This window comes from Desulforhopalus sp., from assembly GCA_030247675.1.
Taxonomy (GTDB): Bacteria; Desulfobacterota; Desulfobulbia; order Desulfobulbales; family Desulfocapsaceae; genus Desulforhopalus_A.
The window spans coordinates 140,996-159,973 of the sequence record JAOTRX010000006.1; the positions used below are offsets into that span (position 1 = coordinate 140,996).

General features: G+C 56.0%; 15 protein-coding genes. 11 read left to right on the forward strand and 4 right to left on the reverse strand.

Annotated elements, in window-relative coordinates; translation table 11 throughout:
* Positions 1–71: 71 nt before the first annotated feature.
* Together OEL83_13925 and OEL83_13930 are read left to right on the forward strand one after the other, a co-directional pair.
* Positions 72–1,268, forward strand: coding sequence for an aspartate/tyrosine/aromatic aminotransferase (locus OEL83_13925; GenBank protein MDK9708136.1), 1,197 nt, complete (start codon positions 72–74; stop codon positions 1,266–1,268).
* Positions 1,269–1,513: 245 nt separating this feature from the next.
* Positions 1,514–2,428 carry a Tim44 domain-containing protein gene (locus OEL83_13930; GenBank protein MDK9708137.1) on the forward strand — a complete coding sequence of 305 codons (915 nt, stop codon included), beginning with the start codon at positions 1,514–1,516 and terminating at the stop codon, positions 2,426–2,428.
* 54 nt (positions 2,429–2,482) lie between these two features.
* On the opposite strand, the gene OEL83_13935 is transcribed toward OEL83_13930, so the two are convergent.
* Positions 2,483–4,843 (reverse strand): glycyl radical protein, encoded by a 2,361-nt coding sequence (locus tag OEL83_13935; protein ID MDK9708138.1) that lies wholly within the window; start codon positions 4,841–4,843, stop codon positions 2,483–2,485.
* A gap of 1 nt (position 4,844) precedes the next feature.
* Positions 4,845–5,771: a glycyl-radical enzyme activating protein gene (locus tag OEL83_13940; protein ID MDK9708139.1), complete on the reverse strand. Its 927-nt coding sequence runs from the start codon at positions 5,769–5,771 to the stop codon at positions 4,845–4,847.
* A 318-nt stretch (positions 5,772–6,089) separates the two neighbouring features.
* Between OEL83_13940 and OEL83_13945 the strand changes: the two genes are divergently transcribed.
* The 7 genes from OEL83_13945 to OEL83_13975 all read left to right on the forward strand — a co-directional run bounded on the left by OEL83_13945 (position 6,090) and on the right by OEL83_13975 (position 13,583).
* Entirely contained in the window at positions 6,090–6,662 is a 573-nt protein-coding gene (locus OEL83_13945; GenBank protein ID MDK9708140.1) for a flavodoxin family protein, read from the forward strand.
* 177 nt (positions 6,663–6,839) lie between these two features.
* On the forward strand, positions 6,840–8,534 hold the full coding sequence (locus tag OEL83_13950; protein ID MDK9708141.1) for a glycerol-3-phosphate dehydrogenase/oxidase: 1,695 nt from the start codon (positions 6,840–6,842) through the stop codon (positions 8,532–8,534).
* Positions 8,525–9,241, forward strand: a complete 717-nt coding sequence (locus tag OEL83_13955; GenBank protein MDK9708142.1) for a class I SAM-dependent methyltransferase — start codon at positions 8,525–8,527, stop codon at positions 9,239–9,241. The genes OEL83_13950 and OEL83_13955 overlap by 10 nt, the downstream gene beginning before the upstream one ends.
* Before the next feature lie 40 nt (positions 9,242–9,281).
* Complete coding sequence (locus OEL83_13960; protein MDK9708143.1) at positions 9,282–10,556, forward strand: glycosyltransferase; 1,275 nt, start codon at positions 9,282–9,284, stop codon at positions 10,554–10,556.
* Between the two features lie 46 nt (positions 10,557–10,602).
* Positions 10,603–11,583 (forward strand): NAD-dependent epimerase/dehydratase family protein, encoded by a 981-nt coding sequence (locus tag OEL83_13965; GenBank protein ID MDK9708144.1) that lies wholly within the window; start codon positions 10,603–10,605, stop codon positions 11,581–11,583.
* Between the two features lie 186 nt (positions 11,584–11,769).
* Positions 11,770–12,966: an HDOD domain-containing protein gene (locus tag OEL83_13970; protein ID MDK9708145.1), complete on the forward strand. Its 1,197-nt coding sequence runs from the start codon at positions 11,770–11,772 to the stop codon at positions 12,964–12,966.
* Between the two features lie 35 nt (positions 12,967–13,001).
* The gene (locus OEL83_13975; protein ID MDK9708146.1) at positions 13,002–13,583 is read left to right on the forward strand and encodes an acyloxyacyl hydrolase; all 582 of its coding nucleotides are present in this window, start codon (positions 13,002–13,004) and stop codon (positions 13,581–13,583) included.
* A 58-nt stretch (positions 13,584–13,641) separates the two neighbouring features.
* Here OEL83_13975 and OEL83_13980 read toward each other — a convergent pair whose 3' ends face one another.
* Both OEL83_13980 and ppk1 read right to left on the reverse strand, forming a co-directional pair.
* Positions 13,642–14,625, reverse strand: a complete 984-nt coding sequence (locus tag OEL83_13980) for a zinc transporter ZntB (protein MDK9708147.1) — start codon at positions 14,623–14,625, stop codon at positions 13,642–13,644.
* A complete protein-coding gene (ppk1, locus tag OEL83_13985; protein ID MDK9708148.1) occupies positions 14,618–16,966 on the reverse strand; it encodes a polyphosphate kinase 1 in 2,349 nt (782 codons plus the stop codon). The genes OEL83_13980 and ppk1 overlap by 8 nt, the downstream gene beginning before the upstream one ends.
* Before the next feature lie 128 nt (positions 16,967–17,094).
* Between ppk1 and OEL83_13990 the strand changes: the two genes are divergently transcribed.
* Together OEL83_13990 and OEL83_13995 are read left to right on the forward strand one after the other, a co-directional pair.
* Positions 17,095–18,507 (forward strand): hypothetical protein, encoded by a 1,413-nt coding sequence (locus OEL83_13990; protein MDK9708149.1) that lies wholly within the window; start codon positions 17,095–17,097, stop codon positions 18,505–18,507.
* Between the two features lie 102 nt (positions 18,508–18,609).
* Positions 18,610–18,933 (forward strand): metalloregulator ArsR/SmtB family transcription factor, encoded by a 324-nt coding sequence (locus OEL83_13995; protein MDK9708150.1) that lies wholly within the window; start codon positions 18,610–18,612, stop codon positions 18,931–18,933.
* Positions 18,934–18,978: the final 45 nt, after the last annotated feature.

Sequence of the window (18,978 nt, forward strand, 5' to 3'; positions counted from 1 at the left end):
TATTGAAAACTTGTATCTTATCGCCTCGGATTTTCAACATTCGCAGACCATTTTTGGAGGTACTATTTATCATGTGGCAAAATATAACTGCAGCACCCGCCGATTCTATCCTTGGCTTGACCGATGCGTTCAGAAAGGATCCAAACCCAAAGAAGGTCAATCTGGGCGTAGGGGTATATAAGGATGAGGCCGGCAAGACGCCGATACTGGATTGCGTCAAAGCGGCCGAAAAACTCCTGCTTGACCAGGAAAGTACGAAAAGCTATCTGCCGATTTCCGGCGATCCACTGTATGCCACCGAGGTTCAGAAACTGATTTTCGGTGAGGGCAGCGAGGTTATCTCCTCCGGCAGGGCGGTGACCGCCCACGCCCCAGGCGGCACCGGTGCCCTGCGGGTGGGCGGCGACCTGCTGAAGAAATTTTATCCCAATGCCAAGGTATGGATCAGCAAGCCGACATGGGCCAATCATAAGGGCGTTTTTACCACCTCCGGATTTCCCCTCGCCGAGTACGCCTACTACAATGCCGGCACCAAGTCCCTCGATTTTCAGGGGATGATCGCAGATCTGCAGACCGTTCCCGCCGGGGATATTGTGTTGCTGCACGCCTGCTGCCATAACCCGAGTGGCGTTGACCTGAACGCCGAACAGTGGCAAAAGGTAGCGGCAATCAGCGCCGAAAAGGGCTGGGTGCCCTTTATGGACTTTGCCTATCAGGGCTTTGGTGAAGGTCTTGAGGCCGACCGCGCGGGCATTGAGGCCTTTGCCGCCACCGGTGTTGATTTTTGCATCTCCAGCTCCTACTCGAAGAATTTCGGTCTCTACAACGAGCGTACCGGCGCCATCACCATCGTCACGCCAAACGCCGCGGAGGCAGCGGTGGCGATGAGCCATCTGAAGGCCACCATTCGGGTCATCTACTCCAATCCGCCGGCCCACGGCGGGCTGGTTGTCGCCACCATTCTTTCCACACCGCAGCTGCGGGAGCAGTGGCTTGCCGAACTGGCCGGGATGCGCAACCGCATCAAGGCGATGCGCGTTGCCCTGGTTGAGGGGTTGACCGCCCGGGGCGTCAAAGGCGACTTCTCCTCGATCACCAGCCAGCGCGGCATGTTTTCCTTCAGCGGTTTGTCCGATGAAGTTGTCCAGTGGTTGCGGGCCAATAAGAGCATCTACGTAGTAGCCGGGGGCCGGATCAATCTGGCCGGTCTCACTGAGGCCAATATCGGCTATGTCTGCGACGCCATCGCCGAGGCAACGCGAAGCTGATACTGATTGGCGCACCTGTTTCGTAACCAAGGGCAACCAGGAAGCTGGTTGCCCTTTCTCTTTTTCAGGTTTCTTCCGATAGTTGGTTGTTATGTGGGGCAGCACAATAATTCGATATTATCGAATTATTGTGCTGTAATTATCTATTTGTTCTAAGAAACTTCTCTTGGTATGCTCATCCCTTCAGGCTGCCCATCGACAGTTGCAACCATTCTAAATACTTTAAAAGGAGACGAAATTAGATCATGGCCAGGTTATGGAAGAGATTTACCCCGATTTTTATGTTGCTTATCGCCTTTGCCCTCATTGAAGGTGGACTAACCACCGATTACGCCGATGCCCGCTCCAAATCGGGCGGGAAGTCCTTCAGTTCAAGCCCCAGCAAGACTCCGGCCAGCACACCGGCAACGGCACCTGCCGCCGGTGGCGGCTTTGGTCGTGGCCTGATGGGCGGTCTTCTCGGTGGCGCCATCGGCGGAATGCTCTTTGGCTCGATGTTTGGCGGCGGCGGCTCCGGTATGGGAATCCTCCCTTTGCTGATTCTCGGCGGTGTTGGATTCTTTCTCTACCGAAAATTTGCCAAGGCCAGGCAAGGTGCCGGCAATGCGACGCCAAGTCAATATAGCCGGCAGGGAGTTCAGGTACCAAACATCCTGAGTGGCGGGGCTGGTAGTTATTCTCAGCCGCCACCGCCTCCGGTTATCGGCGAAAACCTGGTAGACGATGGCCTTCGGCAGATCAAGGAGAGCGACAGGAATTTTGATCCGACCTATTTCACCGAAGTGGCCTCGGATGTCTTCTTCCAGGTGCAGGCGGGATGGATGCGGCGGGATCTCCAGTCCTATCGGCATCTTCTCGGTGAGCAGTTGGCCCGGGAGTATGAAGAGCAATTTGTCGACATGCGCAGTAAGGGCCATATCAACAAGTTGGAGTCCATTGCCATTCGTGGGGTGGAGATCGTTCAGGCGGGTAGCGACGGCCGCGAAGATTTCGTCACTGTGCTGTTTACCGCCAACCTTCTCGATTATACGGTTGACGACAAGACAGGCCAACTCGTCTCCGGCAGCATGACCGAGCCGGTGAAATTCAAAGAAGAGTGGACTTGGGCAAGAGCTACCGGCACCCAGAATTGGAAGCTTGAAGGCATAGAAGAGAGTTGAGAGTCATCGCCGGCACAAGGCATCTTTCGTGCTCTTGTGCCGGCGGTAATACACCTAAGCTAATTCCTGCTCGGTGCGACTGATGATCTCCTCCTGATGTTCGCGGTCGAGATCGACGAAGTAATCGCTGTAGCCTGCCACTCGGACCAGCAGGTTGCGGTATTCGTCGGGATGCTCCTGGGCGGTGCGCAGGGTCTTGCTGTCGACGACGTTGAACTGGATATGGTGGCCGCCGAGGGTGAAGTAGGTGCGGACCAGGCCGGCGAGCTTGTCGAGATCCTGGTCGGTGGCGAGCACGCTCGGCAAAAAGCGCTGGTTGAGCAGGGTGCCGCCCGATTTCAGCTGGTCCATCTTGCTCAGTGATTTGATGACCGCTGTTGGCCCCTGCCGATCAGCACCGTGTGAGGGCGAGGTGCCATCCGATTCCGGCAGACCGGCAAACCGGCCATTGGCCGAGGCGCCGAGCATCTTGCCGAAATAGACATGGCAGGTGGTGGACAGCATGTTCAGATGGTAGGCCGTGCCCTTGGTATTCTGTTTGCCGTCGATGGCGGCGAACAAGGATTCGTATACCCGCTGCATAATTGTGTCGGCCCGGTCGTCGTCATTACCGAAAAACGGGGTCTTGTTGCGGAGTTTCAACCGCAGAGCCTCATCATTTTGAAAATTGTTTCGCAGGGCGCTGAGCAGTCTGGCCATGGGCAGGCTGCCGTCGTCAAAGACATGGGTCTTGATCGCCGACAGGCTGTCGGTCACCGTGCCGATGCCGCAGCACTGGATGTAGTTGGTGTTGTAACGCGGCCCGCCGTCATAGTAATCCCGGCCATTTTCGATACAGTCATGGATGACCACCGACAGGAAGGGGGCGGGTGAATATTTGCTGTACATCCGCTCGATGTAGTTGTTGACCCGGACCTTCAGATCGACGACGTATTGGAGCTGGCGGGTGAATGCCTGGTACAGCTCGTCAAAGGTCGTGAAGGTGGCCGGGTCGCCGGTGGCGATGGTTATCATCTTGCCAGTCAACTGGTCGAGGCCGTTATTGAGGGTAACCTCTAAGATCTTCGGGACGTTCAGGTATCCGGTGAGGATATAGGCCTCCTTGCCGAAGGCGCCGGTCTCGATGCAGCCGCTGGTGCCGCCCTCCCGGGCATCCTCAACCGTCTTGCCAACCCGCACCTGCTCCATGACCACCGCGTCGCTATTGAACACCGACGGATAGCCGTAGCCCTTGCGAATGACCCTGGTCGCGGCCTTGAGGAAGCGGTCCGGGGTTTTGCTGCTGATATGGACGCTCGGCTGCGGTTGCAGAAGGTGCAGTTCGTCGGAGACCTCCAGACAGATATAAGACACCTCGTTACAGGCATCGGCGCCTGACCGGTTCAGGCCGCCGAGATTGATTTGGGTGAAATCGTTGTAGGTGCCGCTTTCCTTGGCGGTGACCCCGACCTTTGGCGGTGCCGTATGATTATTGACCTTGATCCACAGGCAGCTGATCAGTTCCTTGGCCTGGTCGCGGGTGAGAATTCCCTCGGCTAGATCCCTTTCATAGAACGGCTGGAGGTGCTGGTCGATATGGCCGGGGGTCATGGCGTCCCAGCCATTTAGTTCAGTGATGGTGCCGAGGTGGACGAACCAGTACATCTGCAGGGCCTCGTACAGGGTGCGCGGTTTTTCGGCGGGGACCCGCCGGCATATCGCCGCGATGCGGCGCAGCTCGTCGCGGCGCTCCGGGTCCTTTTCGGCCGCGGCCATGGTCTCGGCAAGGTCGGCGTGGCGGTTTGCAAAGACAATGACCGCATCGCAGGCGATATCCATGGCCCGCAGCTGTTCAGCCTTGTCGGCTGCCGCCGGATCGCCTTCGAAATCGAGGCGGCGCAGCCGATCGGCGATCTTTGCCTTAAAATCAACCATGCCCATGCTATAAATGGTGCCGTCCAGGGCGGTGTGGCCAGGCGCCCGCTGCTCCATAAACTCGGTGAACAGGCCTGCTTCATAGGCAACGCGCCATTCGGCGGGGACGTCCTGGAAGATGCGGTCGCGCATCGAGCGGCCCTGCCAATAGGGGATGACCTCTTCTTCGTAGCGGCGGATGTCTTCATCCGTCACCCGGTAGCTGGCCATGGCCCGGGAGTTGAGAATGCGCAGATCCTCGGCGCTGTGGCAGGTCAGTTCCGGAAAGGTCGGCACTACCTTTGGTCCTGGGCCGCGCTCGCCGACCAGCAGTTCGCCTTCGCCAATATGGATGGTCTTGTGGCTGCAGAGATGGTGAAAGCATTTGGCCCGCAGCACCGGCAGGGAGTATTTGCCGTTATTTTCCTTGTAAAAGGCGGTCTCAAGAAGGGCCCGCTCTATGGAGATTGATGGCTGCGCGGCAAAACTTTCTTGCCGCAGTTTTTGTATCCTGCTGTTCATTCTATCCTCCGATACTGACGTCATCAGTGAAATTTCTCAGTGAATATGCAATAGCATCAATGTGCTCTCGGTCCGGGGCGGTGAAGGTCTCCCCTTTATAAACCCGGCCGAGTTTGCGGTATTTGGCGGTAGCCGAAGGATGGTAGGGCAGGATGTCGATGCCCTGCACCCCAGGGCAGGCAGCGACAAAGGCGCCCATTGCCGCGATATTTTCGGTACCGTCATTGATGCCCTGGATGAGGGGCAGGCGCACCCTGACCGCGTGTCCCGCCTGATACAGTTCCTTGAGATTTGCGAGAATCAGGTCATTGGCGACGCCGGTCAACCGTTTGTGGATTGTGCTGTCCATATGTTTGATATCGTATAAAAAGAGCTCGGTGTGCCGGGCGATATCGAGCAGGGTTGTCGTTGGCGCGAAGCCGCTGGTATCGACGACCCGGTGGATGCCCAGATGGCCGCAGGCCTGCAGCAAGGCGAGGAGGGCCTCCGGCTGGCATAGTGGCTCACCGCCTGAGCAGGTTATACCGCCACCGCTTTGGTCAAAAAACGGCAGATCCTTGGATATTTCAGCAACGATCTCGGCGATGCTCATCTTCTTGCCGGTGGACTCGTGGGCAAGGGCCGGGCAGATCGCCACACAGGAAGCGCAGGAGGCACAGACATCTTGAGCGCGATTGATGCCCTGGGTGGTGTGGTGCAGAGCCCTTTCCGGGCAGTGGTTGACACATTCGCCGCAGCCGACGCATTTTTCCGCCAGGAAAAGGATTTTGGCGTCGAAATCAATTCCCTCCGGATTATGGCACCAATGGCAGGCGAGCGGACAACCCTTGAAAAAGATGGTCGTTCGAATGTTCGGGCCATCGTGCAGGGCATAGCGTTTGATGGCAAAGATGTTGGCAAAAACGGTCTTCATCGGGTTATTTAACAATAAATCTCATTCCTGTACAAGGCAAATACTTGCGGCCGGCGAGAATTACAAGGAATACTCAGACGGCAAGGCCAATAAAAATGGGCGACAAAATAAATGTATACTATATATGTATGCAATATTGGCATCTTCGCCAAGGAAAATAATTGAGCTGACAGAGAACTTGAAGAAATGGTAAAGTCCTAGCAAGAAGGGGGCACAGTCGAGCAAAATGACTGCAGCTAATGATCGGTTGAGCAACTTGTCAGCTCACATGAAACGCATGCCCTTGCGGTGTGCCAAGAGTTGTATTTTTAAATGAAAAACGGAGATAACAATATGAAATTGCTGGTACTCCTGGGCAGTCCCCGCAAAGGCAACAGCGAGACCCTGGCCCGCACGGTAGCCGGGGCGATTGAGGCGGGCGGCGGAACCGTTGAATACAAGCGGTTGAACGAGCTAAGTATCAGGCCGTGTCAGGCTTGCGGCGGCTGCGAAAAAACCGGCAGCTGTGTCATCAAGGACGACATGACGGAGATCTACCAGGCGGCCGACGAGGCTGACCGGATACTCCTCGTCAGCCCGGTCTATTTCTACGCCTTGTCGGCCCAGGCGAAGATCTGCGGTGACCGGTTTCAGGCACGCTGGTCGCGGAAATATCTGCTGAAAGAGAGGTTTCGTCAGGGTGAGGGCCGCAAGGGCTATCTTCTTTCCACCTCGGCTACCAAAGGACCGAAGATTTTTGACTGCAGCATTCTGACCGCCAGATATATCTTTGATGCCATGGACGTCCAATATGGCGGCGAGTTTCTCGTCAAGGGCGTCGATACCCGCAAGGCGGTCCTTGGCTTACCGGATGAAATTGCCAAAGCGGAACAGTTTGGTAGGGATATGCTTGCCGGTAAAGCCTGATTTTCGGTGAACCCTCTGCTCAGCCACGTCCCTGGCGCCGATATAGTTATTTATTTTCAGGGCTAAGTCTGCTATGTATGGACGCGCGTTTTCGGGCGTGGCAGGTACCGGATCCTCGATGCTGCGGGGTTTGGCCGACTGTGCGCGCTTTTTGCCAAATTTTGATATGTTGTAACAATGAACAGGGATTTCAACCAACTCCAGTCGACCCAGTTTGACCTCGTCATTGTCGGCGGCGGGATTCACGGTGCCGTCCTCGCCTATGAAGCAGTGCGGGCTGGCTACCGGGTGGCCCTTTTGGAAAAAGGCGATTTCGGCCATTCCACCTCGGCCAATAGCCTGAAAATTATCCACGGCGGTATCCGCTATCTGCAGCACGGTGATCTGCCGCGAATGCGCGAATCGATAGTTTCCCGGCGCCAGATGATGGCCCTGGCACCGCACCTCGTCAAACCGCTCCGTTGCCTGATGCCCACCTATGGTCACGGCATCAAAGGGCGGGAGATGATGCGCCTTGCCTTTGCTATCTATGATCTGATTGCCTTTGATCGCAATAAGGGTCTGCCGCCCGAAAACCATCTGCCCTGCGGTTCGTCGGTTCCCCGTGATGCGGTGAAATGGATCGTCCCCGGTATCGCTGAGGCCGGACTGACTGGCGGGGCGATCTGGCATGATGCCATCGTTGTCGACAGTGAGCGGCTGGTTCTCGAATATCTGAAGGAAGCGGCGCGTTATGGAGCGGCCACCTTCAATTATGTCGAGGCCACCGATGTTGTCATGGCCGGCAACCAGGTGGCGGCGGTGCAGGTCCGCGATCTGGCGAGCGGTAGGGAGTTCAGGGTCGGCTGCCAGACGGTGGTCAACGCCACCGGTCCATGGCTGGAAGGACTCGGTGGCGGGCAGGCAGGGAAAGGCCGTCAGCTGTGGGCGACCGCCGTCAATATTGTCGTGAAGAAACAGCTCTTTCAGGACTATGCGGTAGGGCTTGAGGGTTACACCGAGTTCACCGACAAGGACGCCCTGATTAAGCGCGGCAAACGCCTGTTCTTTTTTGTGCCCTGGCAGGGCAGATATACCATGATCGGCACGACCTACACCCCCTATCATGGTACGGCCGACGGCTTTTCCCTGGCGCGGGAGGAGGTGGCGAAGGTCCTGGAGGATATCAACAAGATCTATCCGCACGGCCACCTTGGCATGGATGATGTGTCGTTTTATCATGCCGGCCTCCTGCCCATCAAAGAGAGCGACGACAGCGGCGCCGATTCGGTGCAGCTTGACAAGTCGTCGCTGATCATCGATCATGGCCCACAGGATGGCCGGTACGGTCTTTTTTCCATCAAGGGGGTCAAGTACACCACGGCCCCGGACATCGCCGGGAAGATGGTCGGAATTCTCTCAGGCAACCGGTGGCTGGGCAAAAGAAAGAAGGGCAGCTATGTCGCCGTGCCGCCGCGCAACCTCGATTTTGGGCCGGCGATCAGCCAGCTCGGCTGGGGGTTCGAGGTGATCAAGAAACATCTCAGCCTCCGGTATGGAACAAGGTGGCGCGAGGTCTTTGGTTATATCGCCAAAAACTACCCCAAAAGCGGCAACGGCGGGGCGCTGTGGATATCCGATGAACCGGCCCTTCTCGCCTGCGAGCTGCAGTACTTTATCCACGAGGAGATGGCCCTGCACCTGGCCGACGTCGTGTTCAGACGAACCAACCTCGCTGCCGCCGAATGCCCGTCCCGGGAGTTTCTCTTTCTGGTGGCAGGGGCAATGGCGGCGGAGTTGGGGTGGGATGCCGAGGAGCAGCAGCGGCAGATCGATGATGTGCAAAAGGTCTTTGCAATACTTCAGAATAGAGGCAGACAGCAATGTTTTTAGAAACCGCCGATATAGAAACGGCGACGGCCGAATACGCAGCACGCTTCAGCGGTGCGGCGGGCGAATACTTCCTTGCCATGCAGGCGGAGATAACCCTTAATCTTCTCGGGGATTTACCCGGAGCGCGGGTTCTCGATGTCGGCGGCGGGCATGCCCAGCTGGCCGAGCCGCTGATACAACATGGCTATACGGTGACGGTTACCGGCAGTGCCGACAGTTGCCGGACACGCCTTGACGAAAGACTTGCCCCGGGGTCGTTCACCTATCAGACCTGCGACTCCCTGGCCTTGCCCTACGCCGATCGTTCCTTTGACGTGGTCATGGCCTTCCGGCTTCTTCCCCATGTCAGCAGATGGCGGGAAATTATCGCCGAACTGAGCCGAGTAGCTGACAAATGCGTGATCTTTGATTATCCTGACCGGCGATCGACGAACATTCTTTATGAACTGCTTTTCAATATGAAGAAGAAAATGGAAGGCAATACCCGGCCCTTCACCCTTTTTTCCAGGGCCGAGATTGCCGCTGCAACCGCCGAGAACGGCTTTGGCCCACCGGTTTTTCGACCGGAGTTTTTTCTGCCCATGGTGCTGCACCGTAAGCTCGGCAATAAAAATCTGTCAATGGGTCTGGAGCGCTGTTTTCAGCTTACCGGCATTACCCGATTGTTCGGTTCGCCAATAATTTTCAGGAGTAACCGCGAGAGATAATGTTTTATCCGTCCGAGTTTTTTTCCTGAGGAGTACAATTTTGTCAGAGACCACACCCGCAACACGCAACATACTGATACTTTCCCCCCAGCCGTTTTTCCAGAATCGGGGAACGCCGATTGCTGTAAGGATACTTGCGCAGGAGCTTGCCCTGCTCGGCCACAGCGTCCATCTACTTGTATATCATGAAGGGGAGGACATCGATATCCCCGGGGTAGTCTTGCACCGGATTCCCAAAATATGGGGGGTAAATAATATCCCGCCATCGCTGTCCTGGAAAAAACTGCTGTGTGATGTCTTCATGTTCTTTAAGGCTATTCAGCTGCATCGCCGCTATCGCTATGAGATTATTCATGCTGTCGAGGAATCGGCCTTCATGGCCCTGGTGATGAAAAAGATCTTCGGCACCCCCTATATCTACGATATGGATTCCTCCCTGGCCGCCCAGGTTATCGAGAAGTTTTCCTTTCTCCGGCCCCTGCGGCGACTCCTGGAATTCTTCGAGAGGCTGGTCATCAATGAGAGCTTTGGCGTGGTGGCGGTGTGTAAGGCCCTGGAGGATATCGCCCTGGCCTGTTCCTCCGATAAACTCGTGGTCCGTCTTGAAGATGTCAGCCTTCTGGAAACAACGGCCTGCGCCGATGAGTTGCTGCGGCAACGCTATAATATCTCCGGGCCGATAATGCTTTATGTGGGGAATCTTGAAAAATACCAAGGTATTGACCTTCTTCTGGAGGGCTTTCAGCTGGCCCTGCAACAGGGTTGCCAAGGCAATGTGGTGATCATCGGCGGCACGGAACAGACCATCGCTGCCTATAAAAAATATGCCGAGGAACTGGATATTCTCAACCACACCTATTTTTGCGGACCACGACCGGTTGCCCTCCTCGGGTACTATCTGGCCCAGGCCGATATCCTGCTATCGCCGAGGATTCAGGGCGACAACACCCCGATGAAACTGTATTCCTACCTCGATTCGGGCAAGGTGGTTCTGGCCACTAATCTACCGACCCACACCCAGGTGCTGCAGGAGGCCTTCGCCTGCCTGGTCGAGCCGACCAGGGAAGGCATGGCCGGCGGCATGGTGCGCTTGCTGGGCGATGCGGAATTGCGCGATCAACTCGGCAAGAAGGGTGGCAAGGTTGCCCGGGAAAAGTATTCTCTTGCGGCCTTCAAAGTGAAATTAAAACGGTTTTACCAAGAGGTTTCCAGAGGTTTGCAGGCCATGTACCGCACGGTCCTGGTCGCTATTACCCTCAATTACGAGGTGGAAGCGGTGGTGCTGGAAATCTTTGCGGGCGGCACCCAGCTCTGATTCCATCTACTCTCCAACGCAGGGATTTCTTATTTGTTAGGAATTTATGAAGATACTCGTAACCGGCGGCACCGGATTTACCGGCCACAATCTCAGTAAAAGACTCCTCCAGGACGGTCATCAGGTCAGGTTATTGGTGCGCAACACGGCTCGTGTGGCCCTTGAGCCCCAGCCGGGCCTTGAGGTTTATGAAGGGGATATCAGAGACCGGGAAGCGGTTAACAGGGCGGTAGAAGGCGTTGCCAAGGTCTTCAACATCGCCGCGATGTTTCGCACGGCGGGTTCGGTTGACAAGGATTATCACGATATCCATGTCGTGGGCACCCGGCATCTTCTGGAGGCGGCGGTGAAAAACCGCGTCGAACGTTTTGTCCACTGCAGTACTGTTGGGGTGCACGGCGACATTAAAGTGCCGCCGGCAAACGAGGAGGCACCCTATGCCCCTGCTGATATCTACCAACGGACGAAACTTGAAGGGGAGCTGATGGCCCGTGAGTTTGCCGTAAAGAACGGTCTTGCTCTGTCAGTGGTCCGGCCGACGGCCATCTACGGACCTGGTGATTTACGGCTTCTCAAGCTCTTTAAGCTGGCGGTCAAAAAAATTACCCCGGTCATCGGCACCGGCAAAATCTTCTACCACATGGTCTATATCGACGATCTGGTGCAGGGCTTCATCCTTGCCTCGGAAAGGCCGGAGGCGATCGGCGAGGCCTTCATCATCGGCGGCGATGAGAACATGATTCTCGACGATCTGCTTTCGACCATCGCCCGGATAACCGGCAGCCCGGATGTCAAGGTGCATATTCCGGCCCTGCCCTTTCAATTGATCGGCTCACTTTGTGAGAAGATCTGTATCCCCCTGGGAATTAATCCGCCCATCTACCGGCGTCGCGTCGATTTCTTCACCAAGAGCCGCTCCTTTGATATCTCCAAGGCCAAAAGACTGCTCGGTTACACCCCGAAATATGGTCTGCAGGAGGGACTGCGCCGGACCGCTTTATGGTATCAAGAACAAGGGGTGTTGTAGTTTTCCGGCATTTTCCTGTCGCGTCCCGCGATCCTTGGCAGGTAAAAAAAGAAAAATGACTTCATTGCCTTGTGGATGGTCAAAGAAGCCGTTTATAATAGTTTGAAAGCCGCGGCAAAATTTCTGCTTTCCCCGGATTGCCGATAATCGGCGTTCTGCCAAGGTCTGAAAAAGAGCTACCAAACTATGGATGTATTTGTTGCACGACAGCCGATCTTCCGGGCCGACAAAAAATTATTTGCCTACGAATTGCTTTTTCGCACTGGTATGTCCAATGCCTTCCCAGGAATCGATGGCGAGACGGCGACCTCAAGCCTTTTGTCCAGCTCGTTTTTTACGGTGGGGATTGAGCATATCTCCGGCGGCAAGGTGGTGTTCATCAATTTTACCGAAGAGCTGCTGGTGCGGGGAACGCCGTCAATGTTTCCAAGAGAGCAGGTCATCGTTGAAGTGCTTGAGGAAGTTCAGCCCACCGAGGCGGTCATCGCCGCCTGTCAAGAGCTGGTGCAAAAAGGGTATACGCTTGCCCTCGATGATTTTGTTTTTCACAATGATCTTCGTCCCTTGTTGGAGATTACCAAGATCATCAAGATCGACTTCCGTCTTACGCCAATCGGTGAAATTGCCGAAATATTATCGCAATTAAGCCAATATAACTGTGAGTTTCTGGCGGAAAAGATTGAGACCCACGAGGAATTCATGGAGGCCAAGGCACTCGGCTTCAGCTATTTTCAAGGCTACTTCTTTGCCAAACCGGAGATACTGAAAAACAAGGATATCTCGCCGTCGCAGATGACGATCATGCAGCTCATCTGTGAGGTCAACCGGGCGGAGTTTCATGTCAAGAAAATGGAACAATTGATCAATCAGGATGTGTCGATATCCTACAAGCTGGTCAATTATCTCAACTCTGCCTATTTTGGCAGGCGCCACCCGGTGTCGTCCATCCAGCAGGCCATTGCCTACCTCGGCGAGCGGGGGCTGCGAATGTTCATTTCGCTTATTGCCACCAGCCGACTGGTTGATAATAAGCCCGATGAATTGTTGAAGATCTCGGCGATTCGGGCAAAATTTCTTGAGCAAATCGCTATCGACTTGAATATGGACAGCGGCGAGTTCTTTATGCTCGGGCTCTTTTCCCTGCTGGACGCCATGCTCGACAATTCCATGGAGCATCTCGTCGGTCAGTTACCCCTGCAGGCCCATGTCAACCAGGCTCTGGTGATGAAGACCGGCAGACTCGCGCCCTATCTGCGCCTTGTCGAATATTATGAGACCTGCGACTGGACGGCACTTGATGAACAGCTTGCTCAGCTGCATATTGACCCGGAGAAAATCCAGAACTACTATATCAATGCAGTGCGGTTGGCGGACTTCTTCTAAAACCCCATCAGGGGACAGGTACCTCAGATACTTCCATGCATCTTGCAGCTGGCTTTTTCCGCGTTATCGTTTGTTTATCTTTTCTTACCCTTGCCCCGTCGGCTATGGCTCTTGAGATGGGTGGCGGGTATTCCAGGCAATTGCTTAATAACACTGCTATTGAGCAATATGAGATGGTGGTCCGTCAGCCGCTGGCCTATAAAGCTGAGTTGAGTGGCTGGTCTGATCAAACGAAGCGTATGCCCTTGCGCATGGTATTCGGCGGGGAACTGCGGATTTCCTCAGTGGTCGAGATGGCTATGGCGGTAATCCGGGAAGCGGATACCGCCCATCCGGCGGTCGGCAAATTCACCATTATGCCGCAGCTGGTTCTCAGGCCGCATAACAGGCTCCATTGGTTTTTTGGACTGGGAGCCGGTCTTATGGGCGGGGATACGGCATTTACCGAGCATGATCTCGGCGGCAATTTCTTCCTGGCCTCCAAGATCGGAACGCGCCTCCTTCTTGGCGATAACTGGGGCAGTGAACTTGTCTACTATCATCAATCCAATGGCGGAATCTACGACCACAACGCCAGCCTCAATATGTGCCAATTCGCTCTTTTCTACAGATTTTAACCCCTTCTTGGGTCTTCATGAGCACATGGAATTGCCGGCGGGCGAGGAGGCTAGGCTGTCAGATCCAGCGCCGCTTGCGGAAATACAGCAGCTGGCCGAAGACGACGCACAAGACGACCACCACGACAATGGCAAAGGCCCAGGGATAATCGGCGCCGGGGATGCCGCCGACATTAATGCCGAGCAGGCCGGTGAGAAAGCTCAAGGGAAGAAAAATTACGGTAACCAGCGACAGGGTGTACATTCGCGAATTCAACTGTTCCGACAGCAGGCTGACCAGCTCTTCCTGGGCAATCAAGGCCCGTTCGTGAATGGAGTCGAGATCCTCGATAATCCTGGTCAGGCTATTGGTGGTTTCGCGCAGGTGCCGGCGATCTCTGGTGCTGATCCAGGAGATGGTTTCCGCCTGGATGCGGGTGAGGGCCTCGCGTTGCGGTGAAAGGTAACGGCGGAGGAGGATGGCCTTGCGGCGGATTGCCGAGATCTGGGTGCGCAGCCCTTTATTGCCGGACTGCACAACCTGCTCTTCCAGCGAGGAGGCCTGATCATCAATGACGTCGATGGCACTCTCGATGTTCGAGGTGAGGAGTTCGGCGAGCACCTCGATAAAGCCACCGCTGGTGGCCGGACCCTGGCCGGCAAGCAGGCTGTCGGCGATTTCGCTGACCGACAACAGGCGGCGCTTGCGGGTGGAGATGATACGCATTTCCTCGGCCCAGATTCGCACCGAGATCATGTCTTCATGGTCCGAGCCCGGGTTGTGGTTGATGCCACGCAGGGTGAGCAGCAGGCCTTTACCGACAGCTATCGACCGGGGTCTGGTTTCTTCACTGAGCAGGGTCCGGGAAACCACCGGGTCAAGCCCACTCCTTTGCTCTATCCAGGACACCGCCCGGTCAGCGTCGTAGGAGAAATGCACCCACAACCGGCCATCGGCCGGTGTCCAGCCTTCTACCTCCTCCCAGGTGAGCGGGCGTCCGCCGCCCTGGCCATCGAGGAGAAACGCGTGAATCAAGCCCTGGTCTTCCATAGTATTATTCAATCACCGCCGGGCGGAGCCGATGGGCAAAAAATTGCTGGGCGGAAAGCGGTGTTTCGCCGGCGGCAGGCTGCCTTCTTTGGTAGCTGCCATCCGGCTGCATGTCCCAGGAAAAGGTATTGTCACTTTCATAAACGGCGAGAATATCTTCCAATTCCGCCTTAATTTTTGGGCTTTCCACGGGCATGATGGTTTCCATTCGTGATTCAAGATTGCGTTTCATCCAGTCGGCCGAACCGATGAGGAAGATCGGGTCGCCGCCGTTTTCAAAACGATAGATCCGGCTATGTTCGAGGAAGCGGCCGACAATGCTGTACACCCGGATGGTCTCCGACAGCCCCGGCACACCGGCCTTCAGGCTGCACAGGCCGCGGATATTCATGGAGATCGGTACCCCGGCCTGACTGGCCAGATAGAGTTCGCGGATGATCTGCCGGTCCTGCAGCTGGTTCATCTTGGTTTTGATCCCCGAAGGCTTACCGGCCTTATGGTTGATAACCTCCTCGCGGATGAGGGCGACGAAGCGATCGCGCATATTGTGCGGGGCAACCAGCAGCAGGTTGTATTCCTGGGCGGCAATGGCCCCGGTCAGCTCGTTGAACAGCCGGCTCACCTCCCAGCCGAGTTTTTCATGGCAGCTGATGATCCCCAGATCGCCATACAATTTCGCCGTTCCGGTGTGGTAATTGCCGGTGCCGATATGGATGTAGCGTTTGATGCCGTCGCTTTCCTCGCGGACGATCATGGCCAGTTTGACATGGGTCTTTAATCCCTCGACGCCATAGACCACGTGGGCCCCGGCCTGTTCGAGGATCTTGCCCCAGGCGATGTTCGGGGCCTCATCGAAACGGGCGGTGATCTCCACCAGGACGGCAACCTGCTTGCCGCGCTGGGCCGCCTCCATCAGGGCCTTGACGATCGGCGATTGGGTGGCGGTGCGGTAGATGGTCAGTTTGATCGCCAGAACCTTCGGGTCGCTGGCGGCGTGCTGCAGCAGGCGGAGGATCGAGGTGTCGAAGTCATGGTAGGGGAGATGGATAAGCAGGTCGCCCCTTTTAATCTCGTTGAAGAAGGCATTGCAGTCATCGGGATGGAGGTTTTGCAGATCCCGGTGGGTTTTCGGCACATGCGGGGCATCGCGAAGGTCGCCCCTGCCGTCGATCTTCAGTTCGAGCAGGTCTTTATAGCCGAGCATGCCGCCGATGGCCATGGTCTGGGTGACATCGATATCCAGTTGTTCTACCAGCCAGGCACGCAGGTCGACGGGGGTATCTTCACTGACCTCAAGGCGGACGATGCCTGCAAATTTCCGGAAATTCAGCTCGGCGGTGACCATGCCGATGATGCTGCCCGGTTCCATGTCCTCGGTCTGCAGTTCATCAAGACGGGCGCGATCCCAGGGGTTGTCTTTGGCCGCCCGGGTAACGCGAAAGTAATAGCAGGCAAAGGCGACTGCCTTTGGGAAGAGGAGGCGCAGGTTATTGGCGATGACCTCCTCAAGGCGGACAAAACCGCGATTGCCGGGCAAGGCCACCCAGCGTTTGCGGTTGGCCGGCACCTTCAGGCGGACAAAACGGGTTCGGTCGTCTTCCTGGGTGATAACGATGGCGATATTCAGACAGAGATTACTGATGAACGGAAAGGGATGGGCAGCGTCAACGGCCAGTGGGGTGAGGATCGGTAAAACGGCATCCTCGAAGTATTTGGTGAGGAATGCTTGATCCTCCTTATCGATGAATGGGTAGGTTTTAAAGTGGATACCTTCCTTGCCAAGGGCCGGCACCAGAACCTTGTCAAACAGGTCGCTGAGGATGCGCGTCTGCCGCAGCAACTCCTCCCAGCAGAGGGCCAGTTCTTCGCAGGGGGTGAGGCCGTCGTAGCTTTGTTTTTCCGGCTTGGTGCGGTTTTTCTGGTGCAGTCCTCCCAGCCTCTTCATAACAAATTCATCGAGGATCATTCCCATGATGCCGGCAAATTTGACCCGCTCCAGGAGTGGCTGGGCCGGGTCTTCGGCGATTTCCAGAACCCTCCGGGCAAAGGCCAGCCAGCTCAATTCCCGGTTGATATAGGCATCCTGGGCATCAACATCGCGTAAGGTGTGGTCGTTCATGGCAGTCGCAGGGGTAACCGAGATACATACCGCTATTCGGTCAGTGATTGTTTGATGAACAAGATGCCCGGGGCCGGCGCCGAAGTCTGCCGAATGAATGCCGCAAGGTTCACCAAGGTGATCAAGCAGGCACCAGGAATCCGTATCCTTGTTGGCATATGGTACCTCAGAAAGAAGACGCTCCGCAAGCACTAGCAGGTCTTGGGCGCGGTTCTTTTTGCACGAATGCGCCATGGAGGATGCGTCAGCTCGCTGGGATTAGATTATACACAAGAAAGTCCTTGCGAAAACCGCTGCGGCAAGCTAGTTCTTTCACCCAGCCAATCGTCGTCACTTTGTTACTTTCAAAAGAAATTAATGCAATGACAAACAAAATACCCTCCCTAGCCGATTTCTCCGCCAATTCCACTACCCCTTCAAGCCGCATGGCCTGGACGATCGCCCTGACCGTCAGTCTGGTTGCCTTTCTCGCGCCAGCCCTGTGGAATGGCTTTGCCCTGGTTTTCTTTGACACCGGCGGGTATGTCCGGCGGGTCTTGGATATTTCCCTGCTCCCCGGCCGGTCACTGTTCTATGGCCTCTTCCTTTACGGATCGTCGTTTGGCTGGTGGTCGTTTTACGGGCCAATTGCCGTGCAGTCGGGGGCCACTCTTTGGCTGGTATATCTCATGCTGCGTTGCCATGGCCTTGCCGTGGGGCCGAAAATGATCGCGTTTTTCTGCGTCGGTCTCAGTCTTGCCACCGGCCTTGCCTGGTCTGCCGGGCAATTGATGCCCGATGCCCTGGTGCCGCTGGTGGTGCTGGCCCTTTGGCTGCTTGGCTTTCGCCTGCAGCAATTGCGGCCCTTTGAACGGGCCGGCTTGACCGTGGTCGCCTTGCTCGGGCTGCTGTCGCATATGTCGGGCATGGCCCTGGCCATTGGCTTGGTGGTGGTCATTCTTGCGGCACGCCTTATTGTGTCGAAACGACGACTTTCTCTGCCGGTAAATTGGCTGCCGCCGCTGGCGGTGGTGATGGCGGGTCTGGTTCTCATGCCAATGCTCCATCTGCTGCTGGTGAACAAGGCGACCTATACCCCCGGCGGGCCAGTGTATATCTTCGGACGGCTGGTACAGGCGGGTATTGCTCAGCGCTGGCTGGCCGAACATTGCCCTGTTCCCGGTATCAAATTATGCGGCCTGCAGAAGCGCATTCCCAAGACCGGCGATGAATTTCTCTGGGGTGGGACATCGCCCTTTAAAGATCTCGGTGAATGGACCGGCACCGCCGATGCCGAGTTGGGGTATCTGGTGAAGATGTGCTTGAAGGCCTATCCGGGGGCGGTTGCCATCACCGCCCTGCAGGCCACCGCCCAGCAGATGTTCATGGTGAAAACCGGTGATCAGCTGGCGGAGGTGCACCATGACACGCGCAATGTCTTCATCAATATTCTGCCAGCGCGTGTCGGCGAGGCCTTCGCCAAGGCACGCCAGCAGCAGGGTGGTGTGACTCAACCGTTCTTTGATGCACTCAACCGCCTCCATGTCCCGGTGGCGCACTTTTCGGTTTTTTGCCTCCTGGTGGTGGCCGGCTGGGGTATGCGGTCCGGACGGCACGACCTGGCGGCGGCGGCGATGTTTGTGCTGATTGCCCTCCTTGGCAATGCCTTTATCTGTGGCGCCCTGTCCAACCCTCACGACCGCTATCAAAGCCGTCTTGCCTGGCTTGGCCCGTTGGTGGTGGGCATGGCGGCGGTCGGATGGTGGCAGTTGCGGGCGAAAACCAGGCTGCCTTGATGGTCGTTATACCAATGAAAAACTGTGGACAACATTTCTTGTCCCGGAATTTTTCTTGACAATTACGTTTGGTTGTTTTACCAAATAAGATAACGTGAGGTGATGATGAACGCAAAAGAGAAGGCCCTGATTGAGGCCAAGGCAAATGTCCTGAAGGCCCTCGGTCACCCGACCCGCCTGTGGATGGCTGAGCAGCTGGCAGCTGGCGAGAAGTGTGTCTGCGAGCTGGTTGATAATATCGATGCCGATTTCTCAACGGTCTCTAAGCACCTCACCGTTCTTAAACAGGCCGGGGTGGTGGTCGACGAAAAGCGCGGCAAACAGGTCTACTACCGGTTGAAGGTTCCCTGTATCCTTCAGCTCATGCCCTGCATTGAGGCGGTGATTCAGGCGACGGCGCAAACCCATATTGATCTCATGAAGTAAATTTTTTTGGCCAAATATTTGGCTATATCGCCAAATGAAGAGAGC